Annotated in this window: 17 protein-coding genes; 5 read left to right on the forward strand and 12 right to left on the reverse strand. The window is 66.8% G+C overall.

Translation table 11 applies throughout. The annotated features are described in order from the left end of the window. Positions 1-117: 117 nt before the first annotated feature. The 4 genes from AC5JBD_RS11695 to AC5JBD_RS11710 all read right to left on the reverse strand — a co-directional run bounded on the left by AC5JBD_RS11695 (position 118) and on the right by AC5JBD_RS11710 (position 6,933). Positions 118-261 (reverse strand): hypothetical protein, encoded by a 144-nt coding sequence (locus AC5JBD_RS11695; RefSeq protein ID WP_495721968.1) that lies wholly within the window; start codon positions 259-261, stop codon positions 118-120. Between the two features lie 80 nt (positions 262-341). Further along, positions 342-2,960, reverse strand: a complete 2,619-nt coding sequence (locus tag AC5JBD_RS11700) for a TonB-dependent receptor (RefSeq protein ID WP_495721969.1) — start codon at positions 2,958-2,960, stop codon at positions 342-344. Between the two features lie 173 nt (positions 2,961-3,133). Continuing rightward, the gene (gene mfd / locus AC5JBD_RS11705) at positions 3,134-6,568 is read right to left on the reverse strand and encodes a transcription-repair coupling factor (protein ID WP_495722007.1); all 3,435 of its coding nucleotides are present in this window, start codon (positions 6,566-6,568) and stop codon (positions 3,134-3,136) included. A gap of 98 nt (positions 6,569-6,666) precedes the next feature. Next, positions 6,667-6,933 carry an FAD assembly factor SdhE gene (locus tag AC5JBD_RS11710; RefSeq protein WP_495721970.1) on the reverse strand — a complete coding sequence of 89 codons (267 nt, stop codon included), beginning with the start codon at positions 6,931-6,933 and terminating at the stop codon, positions 6,667-6,669. A gap of 77 nt (positions 6,934-7,010) precedes the next feature. Here AC5JBD_RS11710 and recG point away from each other — a divergent pair, with 77 nt between their 5' ends. After that, on the forward strand, positions 7,011-9,068 hold the full coding sequence (gene recG / locus AC5JBD_RS11715; RefSeq protein ID WP_495721971.1) for an ATP-dependent DNA helicase RecG: 2,058 nt from the start codon (positions 7,011-7,013) through the stop codon (positions 9,066-9,068). Here recG and tyrS read toward each other — a convergent pair. Further along, on the reverse strand, positions 9,054-10,286 hold the full coding sequence (gene tyrS, locus AC5JBD_RS11720) for a tyrosine--tRNA ligase (protein WP_495721972.1): 1,233 nt from the start codon (positions 10,284-10,286) through the stop codon (positions 9,054-9,056). The genes recG and tyrS overlap by 15 nt on opposite strands. Before the next feature lie 92 nt (positions 10,287-10,378). Between tyrS and AC5JBD_RS11725 the strand changes: the two genes are divergently transcribed. Continuing rightward, a complete protein-coding gene (locus AC5JBD_RS11725; RefSeq protein ID WP_495721973.1) occupies positions 10,379-11,371 on the forward strand; it encodes an aspartyl/asparaginyl beta-hydroxylase domain-containing protein in 993 nt (330 codons plus the stop codon). On the opposite strand, the gene AC5JBD_RS11730 is transcribed toward AC5JBD_RS11725, so the two are convergent. After that, positions 11,368-12,546, reverse strand: coding sequence for a vWA domain-containing protein (locus AC5JBD_RS11730; protein ID WP_495721974.1), 1,179 nt, complete (start codon positions 12,544-12,546; stop codon positions 11,368-11,370). The genes AC5JBD_RS11725 and AC5JBD_RS11730 overlap by 4 nt on opposite strands. 107 nt (positions 12,547-12,653) lie before the next feature. On the opposite strand from AC5JBD_RS11730, the gene AC5JBD_RS11735 reads away from it, so the two are divergent. Beyond that, positions 12,654-14,063, forward strand: coding sequence for a methyl-accepting chemotaxis protein (locus tag AC5JBD_RS11735; protein WP_495721975.1), 1,410 nt, complete (start codon positions 12,654-12,656; stop codon positions 14,061-14,063). Between the two features lies 1 nt (position 14,064). Here AC5JBD_RS11735 and AC5JBD_RS11740 read toward each other — a convergent pair whose 3' ends face one another. The 3 genes from AC5JBD_RS11740 to AC5JBD_RS11750 all read right to left on the reverse strand — a co-directional run bounded on the left by AC5JBD_RS11740 (position 14,065) and on the right by AC5JBD_RS11750 (position 16,032). Then, positions 14,065-14,907, reverse strand: a complete 843-nt coding sequence (locus AC5JBD_RS11740; protein ID WP_495721976.1) for an AAA family ATPase — start codon at positions 14,905-14,907, stop codon at positions 14,065-14,067. Positions 14,908-14,974: 67 nt separating this feature from the next. Beyond that, entirely contained in the window at positions 14,975-15,634 is a 660-nt protein-coding gene (locus tag AC5JBD_RS11745) for a DUF6975 family protein (RefSeq protein ID WP_495721977.1), read from the reverse strand. Positions 15,635-15,738: 104 nt separating this feature from the next. Beyond that, entirely contained in the window at positions 15,739-16,032 is a 294-nt protein-coding gene (locus AC5JBD_RS11750) for a PspC domain-containing protein (protein WP_495721978.1), read from the reverse strand. 448 nt (positions 16,033-16,480) lie between these two features. Between AC5JBD_RS11750 and AC5JBD_RS11755 the strand changes: the two genes are divergently transcribed. Both AC5JBD_RS11755 and AC5JBD_RS11760 read left to right on the forward strand, forming a co-directional pair. Continuing rightward, the gene (locus AC5JBD_RS11755) at positions 16,481-17,095 is read left to right on the forward strand and encodes a hypothetical protein (protein ID WP_495721979.1); all 615 of its coding nucleotides are present in this window, start codon (positions 16,481-16,483) and stop codon (positions 17,093-17,095) included. After that, complete coding sequence (locus tag AC5JBD_RS11760; RefSeq protein WP_495721980.1) at positions 17,092-18,468, forward strand: DNA-packaging protein; 1,377 nt, start codon at positions 17,092-17,094, stop codon at positions 18,466-18,468. Before AC5JBD_RS11755 ends, AC5JBD_RS11760 begins: the two co-directional genes overlap by 4 nt. Positions 18,469-18,639: 171 nt before the next feature. Here AC5JBD_RS11760 and AC5JBD_RS11765 read toward each other — a convergent pair whose 3' ends face one another. The 3 genes from AC5JBD_RS11765 to rpoD form a co-directional block, all read right to left on the reverse strand. Next, positions 18,640-18,903, reverse strand: coding sequence for a DksA/TraR family C4-type zinc finger protein (locus AC5JBD_RS11765; protein WP_495721981.1), 264 nt, complete (start codon positions 18,901-18,903; stop codon positions 18,640-18,642). 75 nt (positions 18,904-18,978) lie between these two features. Next, entirely contained in the window at positions 18,979-19,896 is a 918-nt protein-coding gene (locus tag AC5JBD_RS11770; RefSeq protein WP_495721982.1) for an alpha/beta hydrolase, read from the reverse strand. 295 nt (positions 19,897-20,191) lie between these two features. Then, positions 20,192-20,877, reverse strand: a 686-nt coding sequence (rpoD, locus tag AC5JBD_RS11775) for an RNA polymerase sigma factor RpoD (protein ID WP_495721983.1), incomplete at its 5' end; no start/stop codon positions are given.

A 20,877-nucleotide genomic window follows, 5' to 3' on the forward strand; every position in this document is an offset into this window, starting at 1 on the left:
ACAAGCCTGCGTCTTTCGACGGAAGCGTCGCTTGCGGAGACGGCGAAGCAAGAGCGCTGCGGAACCGGCAATGGCTGCGACGAAAGGTGTCGGGAGCGCGAGCTCACCCGGTGTTCGTCAGCCCCAGCTCCAGTCGAGGGCGGCGAACTCGCTCGCGGCGACTCCCGCTTCGCGCACGAGCTCCTTACGGATCATGCTCTCCCATGCCACGGCATCGAAGGAGACCAGAGTCGCCAGGGATATCAGAATGGCCTTGAACATGGCCCGCAGATTAGCCGCCCTTCGTTTACAGATGGTTGCTGTCTCACGTTAACCGCAAGGCAGCAGCAACCTGCGTTTCGTCAGAAGAAGAGCTTGCGGATGCTGACCGTGACCGAGCGCCCGAGCGGGTCGAGATAGCCGGGCTGGTAGCCGATCGGCACCTCGCCAGCCGTATTGCGCACGTCCAACCGGCTGTCGAACAGGTTGTTGACGTTGAGGCTGACCCGGGTCCCCCGCAGCCAGGGATATTTCTGCACCAGCGACCGCTGCTGCCCCAGCTCCGCGAACAATCTGAGATTGATCGTCGTCAGGTCGGAGAAGGACAGGTCCTCGGGCGTCGACCCGCCGCCGATGCCGCCACGCACGGTAGTGCCGCTCTGCCAGTTGGCGCTGAGACGCGCTCCGAAGCCGTTGCGGAAGTAGCCGGCCTGCGCCTCGATCTCGTGACGAGGGCGTCCGCCATTGTTGCCGACGGCCGAGCCGTTGAGCAGATCGAGCTCCGGCACGCCCTGGCGAATGAGGATGGAATCCTCCAGTCGCCAGGTATGGTAGAGCGCGAACTGCATCCGGCCGCCCCGGCCGCCGCCGCCGCCAAAGCCGCCGCGCCCGCCGCCGAAGCCGCCACGGCCCCCGCCGGCGCCTTGACCACCGCGGCGACGCTCACCCGCCTCTGGCAGCGCGCCTGCCGGGTCACCTGCCGTCGGCGGAGTCGTGCTCTCGGTCGGCGGAGCAGCGGTAGCGCCAGCCTCGCCGCCCTGCGCCTCGGCGCGCCTGCCGCGGAAGCCGCCGGGCGGCGGCGCGGGGCCTATCCGCTTCGAGAAGTTGACGCCCCAGCGTATCTCCGACCGGTCCGACCGGGCGAAGTTCACCGGGCGACTGTCGATCTGGAACAGCCGCCCTTCATCGTCGCGCAGGAACCGCTCCGGGAACGCCGCCTCGATCTCCGCCGTCGCCGAGGGAAAGGAGGCGATGGGGTTGCGGATGCGCGTGTTGGTGTAGTTGGCGGTGATCGACAGATTCTCTTCGCTCAGCGGCTTGGCCGTGATGCCCAGCTTGAACACCCGGCGGTTGTCCGCGGCCAGGCCCGCATTGCCGCCCTCGATCCGCGTCACATCCACCGTCTCGCCGCGCGTGAAGTCGAACACGCGCACGTTCGGCGTCAGGATGGTCGGATCGCCGAGTTGCTGCACACTGGGCGCGCCGTCCTCGTCGGTGATGGACGCGATCACGTCCACCTCGGGGATCGGCTCCCAGTTAATGCCGGCGCCGAGCGTGCGCAGGGTGCCGAAGTCGGAGAGATGCTCCACCTCCGCATTGGCGTTGAGCGACAGATCGCCGATTGCCGCGAGCACGTCGTTGCGCCGGCTGGCGATCGGCACGTCCACATTGACCTGCGCGTTGCCGCGTCCGCGCGAAAGCTCACGGGCGGTTTCGATGTCGTCGCGCAACGTCTCGCTGCGGATGCCGAGCCGACTGGCGCCGATCCTGACGGTGGTCGAGACGTCGCCGGCGGGAAGGGGGATCGGGGAGCCGTTGGCGACAAGCTCCGCATTGGCATCGTCCCGTATCGAGAAGGCGCGGTTGCGCTCGCGAGGATCGGTGAGACTGTCCGTGTCGGTGAAATTGGTGTTGCTGATGCGATCGTAATTGCCGGTGAGGGACCAGCGCCAATCACCCTGCTGGCCATTCATGGCGAGGCCGAGATGGCCGGTGCGGCTGCTGCTGTCCCGGGTCAGGGGCCGCGGAACGTCGCCAAGCGGATTGTCGAGGAAATCGGACGGAAGACCGAACAGGCTGCGGCCTTCGCTGCCCTCGACGCTCGCATTGAACGTGGTCGAGATGTCGCCGAAGAGCGTCCGGTTGAGCGTGCCGTTGAGCGAGAACTGATCGCTCGCGCCCAGCAAAGTGCGGAACGGGGACACGTCGAACAGCGCATCAGGATCGGACTGGATGATGTCGCGCTCGCTCTCGAGCAACGCATTGTTGTGCTGATATTCCGCGTCGATGTTCCAGCGGCCGGTCGGGTCGATCCTGAGGATGTTGGCGTCCGCCTCGTAGACGCTGCGGCCGCCGGCCGTCGCCTGGCCGTATTCGGCCTCCGCCGTCACCGCATTGAAGCGGCGCCGGGTGACGAAATTCACCACCCTCTGGTCGGCACGATAGCCATATTTCAGCGCCACTTCTTCAGGCAGCACTTCCATCCGGATGATCGCTTCGGGCGGGATGCCGCGGATCTCGCGGAAGCCGGAGATGCGCTGGCCGTTGAGCAGCACCACCGGCCGCTCGCCGCCGCGTCCCCGGCCGCTGCTGGTCTGCGGCGCGATCGCGTCCAGCAGCTCGGCCAGCGTGCCGGCCCCGAACGAGCGGATGTCCCCGCGGTTGAACACGACCTCCGGCTCGATATTGCCGATCACAGAGCCGCGCTGGCGCTGGCCGGTGACGACGATCTCCTCGCCATCCTCCTCCTCTTCGACGAAGTCGGGATCGGCCGGCTCCGGCGCGGCATCGGTCGGCTGGGTATTGTCGTCGACGGAGGCGGTCGGGGCGAGCGTTTCGGCCGGCGCCGCTTCCTCGGGAGGCGGCGCTTCCTGGGCGAGCAGGGGCTGGTGAGCGACGCCGGCGAGCAGAGCCGCCAGAGCCAGGCGCGAGAGGGGATTGGGGGGTGTCCTTCTCGGGGACTCGGGTACGCACGTCTTCATGTCACTGCTCTCCGCGGGAACTCGGCCGGACTGCCGTCCTACAAGAGCCTCGCTATGCCCCGCCTGTCGCGCAAACGTGCCGCGGCGGCGGGAAAATTGTCGCAAAATGTATCGCCTGGGCGCCGCTGCTCCCGGGCGACTGAACATCGAATGTATCGATTGGTTGCGCCGCGTCAGGCGGCGACGCGGGCGAGGCCGGTCGAAAGCTGCAAAGCGGCATTGATGCGCGCCTGTGCGTCCGGCCAGCTGCGGGTGACGACCAGCTTGCTGTCAGGCCGGAGCTTCGCAGTGCCCTTCAGCCGCTGCACATAGCCGATCAGCCCTTCGAGATTGCCGAACTTGTCGCCGTGGAAGCTTACCAGAGCGCCCTTGGCCCCGACATCGAGCTTCACGATCCCCGCCTTGCGGCAATTCAGCTTGGTCTCGATCACTTTCAGAAGGTTTTCGGTTGCGACCGGGAGCTTGCCGAACCGGTCGATCAACTCGGCCGCGAACGCCTCGATCTCCTGCCGGCTCTCCAGCTCGTTCATCCGCCGGTAGAGGCCCATGCGCAGGTCGAGGTCGGGCACATAATCCTCGGGCAGCATGATCGGCGCGTCGACCGTGATCTGGGGCGAGAATTCATCCGGCCGATCCAGCCCCGCGCCGCCGGCCTTGGCGTCCATGATCGCATCTTCCAGCATCGACTGGTAGAGCTCGAAGCCGACCTCCTTGATATGTCCGGATTGCTCGTCGCCGAGCAGGTTGCCGGCCCCGCGATGATCGAGATCGTGGGCGGCGACCTGGAAGCCGGCGCCGAGGGTGTCGAGATTGACGAGCACCTGCAGGCGCTTGTCGGCGGCCTCAGTCACCACTCGCGTCGCCGGCGTCGTGAAATAGGCATAGGCGCGGGTCTTGGCGCGCCCGACGCGGCCACGAAGCTGGTAGAGCTGGGCGAGGCCGAACCGGTCGGCGCGATGGATGATCAGCGTGTTGGCGGAAGGGATGTCGAGCCCGCTCTCGATGATCGTGGTCGACAGCAGCACGTCATATTTGCGGTCGTAATAGGCCGACATCCGCTCCTCGACCTCGGTCGGCGACATCTGGCCATGGGCGGTGATGAACGTCACTTCCGGGACCTCGTCGCGCAGGAACTGCTCGATGTCCGGCAGATCGGCGATCTTGGGCGCGACGAAGAAGCTCTGGCCGCCGCGATAATGCTCGCGCAACAGGGCCTCGCGAAGCACCACCGGATCCCACGGCATGACATAGGTGCGCACGGCGAGACGATCGACCGGCGGCGTCTGGATCACGGACAGCTCGCGCAGGCCCGACATCGCCATCTGCAGGGTGCGCGGGATCGGGGTGGCGGTGAGGGTGAGGACGTGGACGTCGGCCTTCATCGCCTTGAGCCGCTCCTTGTGAGTGACGCCGAAGCGCTGCTCCTCGTCGACGATGACGAGGCCGAGCTGCTTGAACTCCACCGATTTGGCGAGCAGCGCGTGGGTGCCGATGACGATGTCCATCTTGCCCTCGGCCGCCTTTTCGCGCGTCTCCTTGGCCTCGGCGGCGGGGACGAGCCGGGAGAGGCGGCCGATCTCGATCGGGAAACCGCGAAAGCGCTCGCAGAAGTTCGTGTAATGCTGGCGCGCGAGCAGGGTAGTGGGGGCGACCACCGCCACCTGCATCCCCGCCATCGCAGCGATGAAGGCGGCCCTTAGTGCGACCTCGGTCTTGCCGAAGCCGACATCGCCGACCACCAGCCGGTCCATCGGCCGCCCGGCGCCGAGATCGCCGATCACGTCGCCGATGGCGCGGTCCTGGTCCTCGGTCTCCTCATAGGGGAAGCGGTCGACGAAGGCGGCAAAGCCGGTGTCGGGCTCGGCTACCCGTCCCGGACGAAGCGCGCGGGCGGCGGCGGTCTTGATGAGGTCGCCCGCGATTGCTCGGATGCGCTCCTTCATCCGCGACTTGCGCCGCTGCCAGGCCTCGCCGCCGAGGCGGTCGAGCGCGACCCCGTCGCTGTCGCTGCCGTAGCGGGACAGGATGTCGATATTCTCGACCGGCACGTAGAGCTTGTCGCCGCCGGCATATTCGAGCGCGACGCAGTCGTGAGGACTGGTGCCGACGGGGATCTGGGTCAGTCCTTCATAGCGGCCGATGCCGTGATCGCCGTGGACGACCAGGTCGCCGGGGCTGAGCGTGGCAAGCTCGGACAGGAAGGCGTCGGTGCTCTTCTTGCGCTTCTTGCGGCGGACGAGCCGGTCGCCGAGCATATCCTGCTCGGTAAGCAGCGCGACCTCCGGCGTGGCGAAGCCGTGATCCAGCTGGACGACGGTGAGCGTGACCTGGTTGCGGTCGGCCGCGCCGAGCGCCTCCTGCCAGGAGTCGGCTTCGACCGCCTTGGCGAGGCCGTGCTCGGCGAGCAGCCCCTTCAGCCGCTCGCGCGAGCCGCGGGAATAACTGGCGAGCACGACCTTCTTCTTCGCCCGCCGCAGCTCCGTGACATGCGCGACCACCGCCTCATAGACATTGGCGTTCTGCGACCGCTCGGGTGCGAAGTCCCGGGCCGCATCGACGCCGAAGTCGATGACGGTCGCGCTCTCCGGCTCATGGAAAGGTGTCGCGAGATGCAGCGGCCGGTCGGCGATCGTCCGGTCCCATTCCTCTTTGCCCAAATAGAGCGTCCCCGGCTCCAGCGGGCGATAGCTTCCCGGATCGGAGGACTGGGCGCGGACGCGATTCTCATAATAGTCGGCGATGGCCTCGAAGCGCGCCTCGGCCGCGCCGGCATCTCCTGCATCTCGCACGACGATATCGTCGGGCGAGAGATGGTCGAACAGGGTCGCCAGCCGCTCCTCGAACAAGGGCAGCCAGTGATCGAGGCCGGCGAGGCGCCGTCCTTCCGAAATCGCCTGGTAGAGCGGGTCGCCGGTCGCAGTCGCGCCGAATTTCTCCCGATAGCGCGAGCGAAAGCGCTTGATGCTCTCCTCGTCGAGCAGGGTCTCGGAAGCGGGAAGCAGCGTGAAGCCCTCAACACTGCCGGTCGTGCGCTGAGTGGAGGGATCGAAGCTCCTGACGCTCTCGATCTCGTCGCCGAAGAAATCGAGCCTTAGCGCGTGATCCTCGCCGGAAGGATAGAGATCGACCAGGCCGCCGCGCACGGCAAACTCCCCGGCGTCCGCCACTGTATCTGTGCGAACATAGCCATTCGCCTGGAGCAGGGCCGCGAGTCGATCACGGTCAATCCGCTCGCCCGGGGCGAGTCGCGCCACGAGCTGGCGGATGCGGAACGGCGTCAGCGTCCGCTGGGTCGCCGCATTGACCGTGGTGACGAGGAGCTGCGGCCTGTCGCTCTTGCGTTGGAGCGCATGCAGCGTCGCCAGCCGCTCAGACGATGAGCGCAGGGAAGGGGAGGAACGATCGTAGGGAAGACAGTCCCAGGCGGGGAAGCTCAGCGTCTCCAGCTCCGGCGCGAAAAAATGCGCCGCATCGACGATATGGCGCATCGCCGCCTCGTCCGGCGCGATGAAGACGGCGCGCCCCTTCGCGGCCCGCGCAAGATCCGCCGCCAGCCAGGGCACGAACCCTGCCGGCGCGCCGGCCAGCGTCATCGGCTCGGAGGCCATCAGGATGCGCTGCAGGCTCAGACCCTCACCCTTGGCAGGCGGAGCGGCCCGCGAGCTCTCGCGGGGAGGGGGAGGGGCAAGCTTGGTATCGTCCACGTTCAATCCGGAAACTTGATGTAATCCACCTGCTTCAGCTGCCGCATCAGCTCGCCCTCCCAGCGCGCGGGGACCGGCTGCGTTCCCATCGCCCAGGCGAGGATGTCCACGTCCTGCTCCTCCATCAGTGCTTCGTACCGGGCGATCTCTTCGTCACCCCACGTGGCGCTGTGCCGGTCGAAGAAGCCGCCGACCAGCAGATCGGCTTCCCGGGTTCCACGATGCCAGGCGCGGAAGCGGAGGCGTTTCAGGCGATCGGTTCGGTTCATGCTGCCCCCAATGCAGGATGGGCCGGGCAGCGCTGGCGAAGCGCTCCGGCTTTGGATATCGGAGGTGTCACCTAGGTATGCGGCCCCAAATCCTCAATCCCCTGTTCGCCGAAGTGGAGGTGCTGAAGGGCATCGGTCCTGGCCTCGCCAAGCCGCTCAAGCGCCTCGGCCTGGAGCGGGTTGTCGACATCCTCTTCCACTTGCCGGTGAGCTGGATCGAGCGGAAGCGGGTGGAGGTGTTGGACGAGGCCGATGCCGGCCGCATCATCACGGTCGAGGTCACGCCCCGCAACTATAGGCAAAGCGGCGGCCGAGGGCCGTTTCGGGTCCACGCCGCAGACAAGGCCGGCAATTACCTAACGCTCACCTATTTCAACAATCCCGGCTGGGCGAAGAAGCAGCTCCCGCTCGGCGAGCCCAAGATCGTCTCCGGCCGGCTCGACCGCTATGGTCAGGAGCTGCAGATGGTCCATCCGGATCATGTCCTCCCTCCTGCCGAAGCCGCTTCGCTGCCGGAGCGGGAGCCGGTCTATCCGCTCTCCGAAGGTCTCACCAACAACCGGCTCGGCCAGCTCGCCGCGCAGGCGCTCGCCCGCGTGCCGGCGCTGTCCGAATGGATCGAGCCGAGCCTGCTCGAGCGGCGCGGCTGGCCGGACTGGGCGCAGTCGCTCCAGCTCGCCCACCGCACCCACGACCGCGACGCGGCGCGCGAGCGGCTCGCTTATGACGAGGTGTTCGCGAACCAGCTCGCCTTGATGCTGGTCCGCGCCCAGTCGCGGAAGCGGCGGGGTGTGCCCCTCAGGGGCGACGGCCGCCTTCGCGACAGGCTGTCGCTGCCTTATTCCCCAACGGGCGCGCAGCAGCGCGCCATTGCGGAGATCGAAGGCGATTTGCAGCAGGAGGTGCCGATGCTCCGCCTGCTCCAGGGCGATGTCGGCTCCGGCAAGACACTAGTGGCGCTGATGGCGCTGCTGACCGCAGTGGAGGCCGGCGCGCAAGGCGCGCTGCTCGCCCCTACCGAGATCCTCGCCCGCCAGCATTTCGATACGCTCTCGCGTCAGCTGACCGGCCTCGGCGTCAGCGTCGCCATCCTCACCGGACGCGAGAAGGGCCGCGCCCGCGACTCCACCCTGATGGGCCTAGCCGACGGATCGATCGACATCCTGGTCGGCACCCACGCCATCTTCCAGCAGGCGGTCACCTACAAAAGCCTCGGCCTCGCCGTCGTCGACGAGCAGCATCGCTTCGGCGTCGCCCAGCGCATGATGCTGGCGAGCAAGGCCGAACGCCCGCCCCACTTGCTGGTCATGACCGCTACCCCGATCCCGCGCACGCTGAAGCTCATGCACGAGGGGGAGCTCGACGAGAGCCGCCTCGACGAGATGCCGCCGGGCCGCCAGCCGATAGAGACCCGCGTCCTCAGTAGCGAGAAGCTGACCGACGTGATCGCCGGTCTCGGCCGTCACATCGACACCGGAGGCCAGGCCTATTGGGTGTGCCCGCTGGTCGAGGAGAGCGAGGCCTCCGACCAGGCCGCCGCGGAGGAGCGTGCCCAGATCCTTAAGCTTCGCTTCGGCGACAAGGTCGGCCTCGTCCACGGCCGCATGAAGGGTCCGGAAAAGGATGCCGTCATGGCCGCCTTCCAGCTCGGCCACATCGCCGTGCTCGTCGCCACCACCGTTATCGAGGTCGGCGTAGACGTCCCCAACGCGACTCTCATGATCATCGAGGGCGCCGACCGCTTCGGCCTCGCCCAACTCCATCAGCTCCGCGGCCGGGTGGGGCGCGGCACCGGCAAGTCGATCTGCCTGCTCCTGCGCGGCGAGGCGCTGAGCGAGACCGCCCGCGCCCGCCTCTCGCTCATGCGCGAGACCAATGACGGCTTCCGCATCGCCGAGGAGGACCTGCGGCTGCGCGGCGGCGGCGAAATCCTCGGCACGCGCCAGTCGGGAGAAGCCCAGTTCCGCCTCGCCAGCGCCGAGCAGATCGGCGAGCTGATCGCCACCGCGACCGACGACGCCCGCCTGCTCGTCGACCGCGACGGCGGCCTCACCGGTCCACGCGGCCAGGCAGCGCGGACCCTGCTTTACCTGTTCGAGCGCGACGCCGCGGTGGGTCTGCTACGTTCGGGTTAGCAGCCCGTGCCTCTTCTTGCCGAGGCTGAGCTTCAGCGGCTCGTCCGTCTCCAGCGTGACGACGAAGCCCGGATCGGCGATCACCACGCCGTTGAGCCGCACCGCGCCTTCCGCGATCTTGCGCCTCGCCTCGCCGTTGGACGCCGCGAAGCCGAGCACCGTCAGCGCGACGACGATGCCGATCCGGCCCTCGTCGACGCGGAGCGAGGGCAGGGCCTCGCCGGCCGATCCTTCCTCGAAGGTCCGGCGCGCGGTCTCCGCCGCCTCCACGGCCGCGGCCTCACCGTGGGCCAGCCTGGTGGCCTCGTCGGCGAGCACCTTCTTCGCCTCATTGATCTCGCTGCCCTGGAGCCCCTCCAGCCGCAGGATCTCGTCGAGCGGCAGGTCGGTGAACCGCCGCAGGAACTTGCCGACGTCGGCATCCTGCGTGTTCCGCCAGAACTGCCAGTAATCGTACGGGCCGAGCTGATCCGCATTCAGCCAGATCGCCCCGCGCTCGGTCTTCCCCATCTTGCCGCCGTCTGCGGTGGTGAGGAGCGGCGTCGTGAGGCCATAGACCTGGGTCCCGTCCACCCGCCGGGCGAGCTCGATGCCGTTGACGATATTGCCCCATTGGTCCGACCCGCCGAGCTGCAGCCGGCAGGCGGCTCGCCGCGACAGCTCCAGGAAGTCGTAGCCCTGCAGGATCATGTAGTTGAATTCGAGGAAGGAGAGCGACTGCTCCCGGTCCAGCCTGAGCTTGACGCTGTCGAAGCTCAGCATCCGATTGATCGAGAAATGCTGCCCGATCTCGCGCAGGAACGGGATATATTCGAGCTTGTCGAGCCATTCGGCATTGTCGAGCATCACCGCGTCGGTGGGGCCGTCGCCGAACCTCAGAAACCGCTCGAACACACGACGGATCGAAGCGATGTTGGCGTTGATCGTCTCCGCCGTCAGCAGCTTGCGCGCCTCGTCCTTGAAGCTCGGATCGCCGATCTTGGACGTGCCGCCGCCCATCAGGACGATCGGCTTGTGCCCCGCCTGCTGCATGCGCCGCAGCATCATGATCTGGACGAGGCTGCCGACATGAAGGGAGGGGGCGGTCGCGTCGAAGCCGATATAGGCCGGCACGATCTCTTTCGCCGCCAAGGCATCGAGGCCCTCGGCATCGGTCAGCTGGTGGATATAGCCGCGCTCGTCGAGCAGGCGGAGAAGATCGGACTTGTATTGGGCCATGGCGCGGCTCGTTACCGTCGCCGCCTCTCTCCCGCAATTGCCCCGGCAGCATGCGCTTGATTTGCGCTGCGACGCCGCTCATCAGCCTCGACATGGCGCTCAGCGAAAAGGAAGTCGACCGCCTGCTGGAACGGCAGCCAAGTCATGTGCCCGCGCTGGTGCGAAAGGGCGACCTGCGCATGGAGGCAAGGGACGGCCGTGCCGCCTCCGCTTTCTACAAGGCGGCGCTCAGTGCCGTTGCCGGAGTCCATCCGTTGCCGGTCGAAGCACAGCCGTTCATCGAGCGTGCCCGCGCCGGCCTGTCGCGCGCCGGGCAGCTGTTCGAGGATCATCTCGAAAGGAGATTGACGCGAGCAGGTCTGCCGCCTGAGCGCTGCCCGCGCCGCTTCGCGGAGTCGCTCGAGATCCTCACCGGCCGTCGCGCGATGCAGTCCGATCTCCAGCGCCCCGCCGCCTATTTCTTTCCAGGCTTGCCGCAGCGCCGTTACTACGAGCGCTCGGAGTTCTCTTGGGTCCCGCGGGTCGAAGAGGCGGTGCCTGCCATTCGGGACGAGCTTTCGCGCCTGCGGGTCGAAGACGAAGCGGGCTTCCGCCCTTATCTGGTCTCGGATCCGAGGCGGCCGAGGCGCGACTTCCATGGCCTCACCGACAATCCCGACTGGAGCACGCTCCATCTCTGGGAGAACGGCGCCCCCGTCGCCGAGAATGCGGAGCGCTGCCCGGCCACCTTCGCGACGATCCGCTCGCTCGATCTGCCGTTCATCACCACGCGGGCGCCCTCCATCCTCTTCTCGCGCCTGCGCGCCGGCGCCCGGATCCCGCCGCATAGCGGCATGCTCAACACGCGGCTGATCTGCCACCTGCCGCTCGTCGTGCCGGAAGGCTGCGGCTTCCGCGTCGGGGGAGAGACGCGCGAGTGGCGCGAAGGCGAGCTGCTGATCTTCGACGACACGGTCGAGCACGAGGCCTGGAACGACGGCTCCAGCGACCGCATCGTCCTGATCTTCGACATCTGGCGCCCGGAGCTGAGCGAAGAGGAGCGCCGCGCCGTGACGGCGATGTTCGAGGCGATCGACGCGTACTAGCTCTTGCGGCTCAGTGTCCGCATCGCATCATCGAGGCCGTCCAGCGTCAGCGGGTACATCCGGTCGTGCATCAGCTCGCGGATGATGCGGATCGAGTGACTGTAGCCCCAATATTGCTCCTGCATCGGGTTCAGCCACACGGCGGCGGGATAGGTGTTCGCCATCCGCTGCATCCAGACGGCGCCGGCTTCCTCGTTGAAATGTTCGACCGAGCCGCCGGGGTGGGTGATCTCGTACGGGCTCATCGAGGCGTCGCCGACGAAGACGACCTTCCAGTCGTGGCCATATTTGTGGAGCACGTCCCAAGTTGGCGTCCGCTCCTGGAAGCGGCGGCGATTGTCCTTCCACACGCCTTCGTAGACGCAATTGTGGAAGTAGAAGAATTCGAGATTCTTGAACTCGGACGTGGCCGCGGAGAACAGCTCCTCGCAGATTCGGATATGAGGGTCCATCGAGCCGCCGACGTCAAGGAAGAGGAGCAGCTTCACCGCATTGTGCCGCTCCGGCCGCATGCGAATGTCGAGCCAGCCCTTGCGCGCGGTGCCGTCGATCGTCTCGTCGAGATCCAACTCCTCGGCCGCGCCCTCGCGGGCGAAGCGGCGGAGGCGCCGGAGCGCGACCTTGATGTTGCGGGTGCCGAGCTCCTTCGAACTGTCGAGGTTGCGGAATTCGCGCTTGTCCCAGACCTTGATCGCGCTGCGCTGCCCGCCTTCACCGCCGATGCGGACGCCTTCTGGATTGTAGCCGCTGTTGCCGAAGGGCGAGGTGCCGCCGGTGCCGATCCACTTGCTGCCGCCCTGGTGTCGCCCCTGCTGCTCCTCGAGCCGCTTCTTCAGCGTCTCCATGATCTCTTCCCAGGAGCCCAGCGACTTGATCTCGGCCATCTGCTCCGGCGTCAGGTAGAGCTCGGCGACCTTCTTCAGCCATTCCTCGGGGATTGGGACCGCCTCGGTGCCGTAGCTGGTCTCGACCCCCTTGAAGACCTTGCCGAATACCTGGTCAAAGCGGTCGAGCAGCCCCTCGTCCTTCACGAAGGTGGCGCGGGCGAGATAATAGAATTCCTCGGGCCGCGAGGCGATCACCGACGCGTCGAGCGCCTCCAGTAGGGTCAGATGCTCCTTCATCGAAGCGGAGATGCCCGCGGCCCGAAGCTCGTCGACGAAGGAGAAGAACATGGACGTGCACTAGCCGAGGTGACCGCGGGACTCCAGCAGCGGGTGGTTAACGTCCTTTCAACCGGTGTCGCCTAGACCCGTCACAAATCCTTGGGGTGAGGCGACACGTGGCGAGTTCAGCGATCGAGCAACCGGACGGCAATGCGATCAACATGGTCGCCCGCAACTGCGGCTCGCTGGCGATCGAATGCAGCGACGTTTCCGGCTATGTCGCCGGCGTCTCCGATCGCATCTCATCCAACCTGAAGACACTCGACGCGCTCGAGGAGGTCACCTCCCGGCTGATGGCCGACCAGGCCCGCGTCGCCGATTCCACCGATGAGGCCCGCCTCCTCGCCGAGCAGGCGCGCGAGAAGCTCGGCCAAGGCCGCGCCGCGATTGAGGACACGATCCGCGTCTTCTCCGGCCTCACCGAATTGGTCGTCCAGCTCGGCGACCGTATGGCGGGCTTCGCCGAGGCGATGACTCAGGTCCAGCGCGTCTCGTCCAGCATCGAGAGCATCGCGAACAAGACCAACATGCTCGCCCTGAACGCTACCATCGAGGCGGCGCGGGCAGGGGAGGCGGGCAAGTCCTTTGCCGTGGTCGCCGCCGAGGTGAAGAAGCTCGCGCACGACACCCGCACCGCGACCAGCGAGATCGCCTCCACCGTCGCCTCGCTGACCCGCGAGGCGGAGGCCGTCACGACCGAAATTAAGGCTGGCGTCGACCGCAGCCGCGAGGCGCGTGGCAGCTTCACCACGATCAACGAGACCGTCCGCGACGTCGCCGACCTCGTCGCAATGGTGGACCGTCAGACCGACGGCATCGCCCAGTCTACCGGCATCATTCAGCAGAGCGTGGACAGCGTGAAGAGCGGCCTTTCGGACTTCGCTGCCGACGCCCGCGCCAATGGCGGCCAGCTCCGCGAGGCGCAGGACCGCCTGACCCGCCTCGAATCTCTCTCCGGCGACATGCTGGACCGCCTGGCGAGCTGCGGCGTCCGCATCGACGACACCTCCTTCATCGAGGCTTCGCAGGCGGCCTGCACCGAGCTGTCGGCCATCATCGAGAAGGCGATCGCCCGCGGCGAAATCAGCGAGGCCGACGTATTCGACACGAGCTACGTGCCGATGCCCGGCACCAACCCCACTCAATATGCGACCCGCTTCTGCGACTTCGCCGACGACCGCATCCGACCGATCCTCGACCGCATCATGGCCAGCGACACGCGCACCGTCGGCTGCGTGATGAGCGACATCAACGGCTATCTCCCGACCCACATCACCGAGCGATCGCAACCGCAGGGCCCGGATCCCAAATGGAATGCCGAGCATTGCCGCAACCGCCGCAACTTCATCGACGACGCCACCCGCCGCGCGATCGAGAGCGACAAGGAAGCGATGCTGGTGACCTACCGCATGAACCTCGGCGAGGGCCGCTATCTGCCGGTCAAGAACGTATTCGTGCCGCTCTACGTGAACGGCCGCCGCTGGGGCAATTTCGAGCTCGCCTATCGCGACGAGGCGATGCGCTAGGCTAGCCGCCGCGCCGCGCCATGAAGGCGAGGCGCTCGAACAGCATCACGTCCTGCTCGTTCTTCAGGAGCGCGCCGTGCAGCGGCGGGATCGCCTTGTGCGGGTCGCGGGACTGGAGGACCTCGAGCGGCATGTCCTCGTGGAGCAGCAATTTCAGCCAGTCGATCAGCTCGCTGGTCGAGGGCTTCTTCTTGAGGCCGGGGACCTCGCGGACCTCGTAGAAGATATCCATCGCCTTCTGCACCAGCATCTTCTGGATGCCCGGGAAATGCACGTCGATGATCGCCTGCATCGTCTCCCGGTCGGGGAATTTGATGTAGTGGAAGAAGCAGCGCCTCAGGAACGCGTCCGGGAGTTCCTTTTCGTTGTTGCTGGTGATGACGACGATGGGCCGCTCCTGGGCGCGGATCGTCTCGTGGGTCTCGTAGACGTGAAATTCCATGCGATCGAGCTCCTGGAGGAGGTCGTTCGGGAATTCGATGTCGGCCTTGTCGATCTCGTCGATCAGCAGCACCGGCAGCTGGGGCGAAGTGAACGCCTCCCAGAGCTTGCCGCGCTTGATGTAATTCGAGATGTCGTGGACGCGGGGGTCGCCCAATTGGCCGTCGCGGAGGCGCGCTACTGCGTCATATTCGTAGAGGCCTTGGTGGGCTTTGGTGGTGCTTTTGACGTGCCATTCGAGGAGGGGGGCGCCGACCGCCTTGGCGATTTCGTGGGCGAGGACGGTCTTGCCGGTGCCGGGTTCGCCTTTGACCAGCAAGGGACGGCGGAGCGTCACCGCGGCGTTGACGGCGACCTTGAGGTCCGGGGTGGCGACGTAATTCTGAGTGCCTTCGAAGCGCATCGGCAGCGGATAGGTGAGGGCCGGCGGCGGCGCAAGCGCGCCGCGGCCCGCGAAGGGGGCGGCCGGCTCAGTAGGGCCCTCGCGCCTGCGCCCGCGCCTCCAGGAGGTCCCAGAGGCCGCGATGCTGGATCGAGATCTGCTCGGCGCCGAACAGGATCGCACGCTCCGCCGCGACCGCCTCGGCAACCTCGCGGACGCTCTCGGGCTCGCCAAGGGCGTAGGGCGGGACCTCAATGCCGAAGCGCAGGGCGGCCGCGTCGAGCGCGCCCCGCACGTGCCGCCAGTCGAGCGCCACCGCGAGCGCCGCGCCCAAAGCGCAGCCGTTGCGCTCCGACTGGGCGAGCATCTCGATCGCGTGGCGCTGGCTGATCACGGCGGATTCGGTGTCGCCCGCGCCGGCGGTGCTCGGGATCGGCCCGGCGGCGACGGCGAGGCGGGTGAGAATCGAGCGCTCGATGCCGAATTGGTGGATCGCGTCCTTGAACCAGGCGCGCGCCGCCGGCTCGACCGAGCGGTTGGCGGCATGGTCGATCACGCCCGGCTGGCGGCCGTGCAGCATGCACAGGAAATGGACCGCGTCCGAGAGGTTGCGCGCGGCGTGCGGGCCGCGGAGCAGCTCGTCGCTCAGCAGATAATCGTGACTGCCGCTGCCATGTTCGGCGACGCAGGCGAGCAGCGCACTGCCCGAGCGGCTGCGCCCTAGCTGTCCAACCGAAGCTGAAACCATCCGAAAACTCCCATGGCGTGCGCAGCGCTTTAAGGGGAGCACCCTAACCGAAGCGCGTAAAAGCGAGGTTTACGCGCCGTTAGGCGGATGGTGACGCGTCTCGCTCAGGCGGCCAGCGGCAGCGGCTCCGCTTCGTCCTCCCGGGCCGGCTGGACCTCGACCGCCGCGGGGGCGGCCGGAGCGGCGGCGGAGACCGGGAACAGCCAGCGCGAAAGCGCGACCACCGCTCCCGCCGCGACATAGGTGAACAGCGCGGCGAGCGGATTGAGGAAGAGCAGGAAGCCGAGGCCCAGCCGCAGCAGGTTCGGCGGCACGCCCAGATCCTCGCCAAAGCCCTGGCAGACGCCGAAAATGGTGTCGCTGCGGGTGAAGAGGTTGTGCTGGTCGAGGAATTTCATCTTCTGCTCCTTGTCGGCGTCGCCGTCGCTGCCGCCGGCTGTTGTCCCCGGCTCCTCAGCACGAGCCGTGCCAAATCCAGCAAATCGTCTGTTTCCAGTGGGTTATGGGCAGAGCAGGCGCCCCGCATGAGACCGGAGCCTCATGACACTGCCCAAATGTTGGGAAAAGCCGCCAACGACGAGCGTACGAAGCGCCGCGACGAACGTACACGGACTAACCAGATCGGCACAATTTGCTTGACATTCGTTCGCTGCTGTGGAACATATCAGGAACAGCGGGAGGCATGAGATGGCAGAGAGGGATGGGCGTCGCCGCGGAGGCGCGTCCAGGGGAAGGCGCGTGCGCGCTGCACGGAGCGGCAGTCCGAGGCGGCAAAGGAGACCCTGGCGCCGATGGTCGGCTGCCGCGGAGGCGGCCTTTTTCGACCACCTGGCGCGGAGCGGGAACGTGCGGGCGGCGGCGGATGCAGTGGGCTTCTCGCCCAGCACCCTCTATGCGCTCCGGCGATCGCGGGCCGATTTTGCCGAAAAGTGGGCGAAGGCGCTCACCCTGGCGGCGGAGAGGCCGGCGGCCCAGGCCGAGAGCAAGGTGCGCTACTGGCGCGACGGCCGCGCCAAGCGCGTGCGCTGCTTCACCCAATGGTCGGAGGAGGTCGAGGAGCTGTTCCTGGACGCCCTCGCCGCGACCTGCAACGTCACGATCGCGGCGGAGCAGGCGCAGGTCGGACATACGAGCGTCTATCGCCAGCGGCGGCTTCGCGCCGACTTCGCCGCCAAATGGCAGGCGGCGCTGGCGCAGGGTTATGCCCGGCTCGAGATGGCCCTCGTCGAGGCGGCCGTGGATTCGCTTGAAGGTGTCGAGTTCGACGCGGACCGGCCGATCCCGAAGATGAGCGCAGAAACGGCGCTGAAGGTATTGCAGCTGCATCGGGCGGCCGTGACGGGGCAGGGCAAGAGCTCGGGATGGAAGGCGCCGCCCCGGAGTGTCGAGCATTATCGCGCCAGCATCATGAGGAAGATCGAGGCGATTCGGCGGGGAGGGGCGCCGGAAGAGGGACAATGATCGTCCGGGGCGGAGGCTTCCGGGCCTGGATGGACGGCCTCTCGCCGGACCAGCAGGCGCGGGTGATCGCGGCGCTGACGCGGGAGGAGGCGCGTTCGGCCGACGGGGATTGGCGGAGCTGGGCGCATGGCGGGCAGGAGCCGCCGGAAGGGGAGTGGCGCACCTGGGTGCTGATGGCCGGCCGCGGCTTCGGCAAGACCCTGGCCGGGGCGCAGTGGATCGCGTCGCTCGTCGCCGGCGGGGAGAAGCTCAGCATCGCGCTGGTCGGCGCGACGCTGGACGAGGCGCGGCGGGTGATGGTCGAGGGGCGCAGCGGCCTGCTCGAGGTCGCCGGTGAATGGGTGACGGACTGGCAGCCGAGCCTCAGGCGCTTGCGCTTCCGCACCGGCGCCGAGGCGACGCTTTTTTCCGGCGCCTCGCCGGAGCAGTTGCGCGGGCCCGAGCATGATTTCGCCTGGTGCGACGAGCTCGCGAAATGGGAGAAGCCCGGCGAGACCTGGGACATGCTCCAGCTCGGCCTCCGCCTCGGGCCGCAGCCGCGCGCTTTGGTCACCACCACGCCGAGGCCCGGCCCGCATCTGAGGCGGATCATGGCGTCGCCGGGCTGCATCACCACCAGGGGCCGCACCCGCGCCAATCCGCACCTTCCCGCAGCTTATGTGGACACTGTCGAGACTCTCTATGCCGGGACGCGGCTCGGGCGGCAGGAGCTGGATGGCGAGCTTCTCACAGACACGCCGGGGGCGCTGTGGACGGTGGAGTTGATCGAGAGGTGTCGGTTTAACTCGAACCACGACCAGGCCGTTCGTGTCGAGCGAAGTCGAGACACGCCTGCGCCAGCGTTTCTCGACTTCGCTCGAAACGAACGGTTCCAAAGGGTCGTCATCGCCGTCGACCCGCCGGCCGGCGACGGCACTTGCGGCATCGTGGTCTGCGCGAAGGATGCGGAGGGCAGGGGGCATGTGCTTGCCGACCACTCGGTCACCGGCCGCTCCCCCGAGGGCTGGGCCGGCGCCGTCGCCTCCGCCGCGCGCATCCATGGCGCGGGCCAGATCGTCGCCGAGGCCAATCAGGGCGGGAAGATGGTACAGGCCGTGCTCCGCACCGCCGACCCGGCGCTGCGGGTGAGGCTCGTCACCGCGACGGTCGGCAAGTCCGAACGCGCCGCTCCGGTCGCTCACCTGTTCGAGGCCGGCAAGATCCTCCTCCACGGCCGCTTTCCCGAGCTGGAGGCGGAGCTGCTCGGCATGATCGCCGGCGGCGACTATGAGGGGCCCGGCACCTCGCCCGACCGGGCCGACGCGATGGTGTGGGGTCTCACCGAGCTGATGCTTCAGAAGGACAGAGCGGAGCCGCGAATCCGGCTCCTGTAGCGGCGCCGCGCCTCAAGCGAACTTGCGCTGGACCCTTTTCGCCACCTTGGTGGCGACCTTCACCGCCATCTTCGCGGCCAGCTTCCGGATGATCTTCTTGGCTTTCTTCGGCTTCATGTCGCTGCCTCCCTGTGTCTTATAGGGATAATACACTTCGAGGTAGAGCGCAAGCTATCGAAGCTGGCTGTCCTTGCTCCCGCGCCGATTGATCCCGCGTGCGACACTCTTCGCATCCCGCTCCGCCTGGCAGGCGACGCAGGTCTTCGCGCCCGGCAGCGCCTTGCGCCGCCTTTCGGGGATCTCGTCGCCGCACTCGACGCAATGCGTCTCGCCTTCGCCGGCGGCGAGCCGCGCCCGCGCCGCCAGCACCGCGTCCTTCACGGTGTCGTCGATCTGATCCTGCACCGCGCCATCGCGCGTCCAACCGCCTGCCATGTGGGTTCTTCTCAAACTGTCAGGCTAAACGTCCAATGTCCGCTTGCGACCCAAAGCAGACGTAGACCGGAGCGTTCAGCTTAGGTGAGTGCGGAAATGCGTAGCCAAGCGCTCCGCCGTCTCGCGAACCGTACTTGGCTGGTCGTAGAAGTCGAAGTGAACTCCTTCCGCCCAATGTATTTCTTTCGGTCCTGCAAGCAGGTCATGAACCCTCCTCGCTTGGTCCGGGAACGCCGCCCTCTCCGAGTGAACGATGAGTGTGGGCGCGCTTACTCGTGGTGCTTGCGACAGAGGGTCGAAGTTTAGCCACGGCTCCCACGCCATTACCGCAAACTCGTTGCGCCACCCTCGCACCCCGCCGCCGCGCGTGCGGTCCATGTAATACTCGCTCGGGCTTGTGCTTACTGCCGTTGGGTCATTGGGGTCGTAGGCGGCGACAGTATCGATTACGCCAGTTTCGTCATAATGCTTCCGCGCCTCGCGAGCCGCAGCGCGCCTCTGATTGACCCCGTCCGGACCAAACATCTTGAGCATGAGGTCTGGACTGCCGAACATGCCCGCAACGGTCGCGACTGCGCCTACGTTAGGGTCGTTTGCTGCGGCATAGAGGACCGTCCCGCCGGAGGTGCAAATGCCGAGAAGACCAGTTCTTGCAACGTCGGACCGCGTCTTGAGGTAACGCAGGGCCGCCGACAGGTCTTGAGACTTGGATTGCTGGTCTTCGAACTGACGCTTGACGCCGCTGCTTTCACCGTAGTTACGATAATCTACGACCAGAGCCATGACTCCTCGGCGGGCAAGCTCCCCCGCGTAGTTGGCCCCCATTTGCTCCTTCACCGAAGTCAATGAGCCGCCGATAGCTACAGCAGGATAGCGGCGGGAGGGGTCGTGATTTTCAGGCAAATAAAGGTGAGCGACCACATACCCGTCACCGCTCGGAAAGGTGACCTTTTGCGGAGCGGCTCGATTGGATGCCGTTGGGGTCTGGGCCATTGAGGGTCCTATTTTGAGAACATGGACGAATGGAGACGCCGCCGCAGCGAGGATAAATGTTCGTCGTCGCACGTGCGTCACCCTGCATTGCGCCGCTCAGACGCGACAACGTCCGGTATGTGGAGACCCAATGTCCGTTTTCCACCCATTGCGGACATTGGCTTCGAGCTTCTGGCGGTTAGCAATCAGCGACCTTGAAGGGCGCGCACCTTACGAAAAGAAAAGGCCGGGGATCGACCCCGGCCTTTTCTTCACCCGCCCCTTGATCGCCTCCCTTGAAAGGGAGGGGAGAGCGTCACTGATCCAGGAACGAGCGCATCTTCCGCGAGCGGCTCGGATGCTTCAGCTTGCGCAGCGCCTTCGCCTCGATCTGGCGGATGCGTTCGCGGGTCACGCTGAACTGCTGCCCCACTTCCTCCAGCGTGTGATCGGTGTTCATGCCGATGCCGAAGCGCATGCGGAGGACGCGTTCCTCGCGGGGGGTGAGGGACGCCAGCACCCGCGTCACCGTTTCCTTGAGATTGGCCTGGATCGCGGCGTCGACGGGGATCACCGCATTCTTGTCCTCGATGAAGTCGCCGAGGTGGCTGTCTTCCTCGTCGCCGATCGGGGTTTCGAGGCTGATCGGCTCCTTGGCGATCTTCATCACCTTGCGGACCTTCTCCAGGGGCATGGAGAGGCGCTCGGCAAGCTCTTCCGGGGTCGGCTCGCGGCCGATCTCGTGGAGGATCTGGCGGCTGGTGCGGACCAGCTTGTTGATCGTCTCGATCATGTGGACCGGGATGCGGATGGTGCGCGCCTGATCGGCGATGGACCGCGTGATCGCCTGCCGAATCCACCAGGTGGCGTAGGTGCTGAACTTGTAGCCGCGGCGATATTCGAACTTATCGACCGCCTTCATCAGGCCGATATTGCCCTCCTGGATGAGGTCCAGGAACTGCAGGCCGCGGTTGGTATATTTCTTGGCGATCGAGATGACGA

The sequence above is a fragment of the Allosphingosinicella sp. genome, assembly GCF_059502505.1.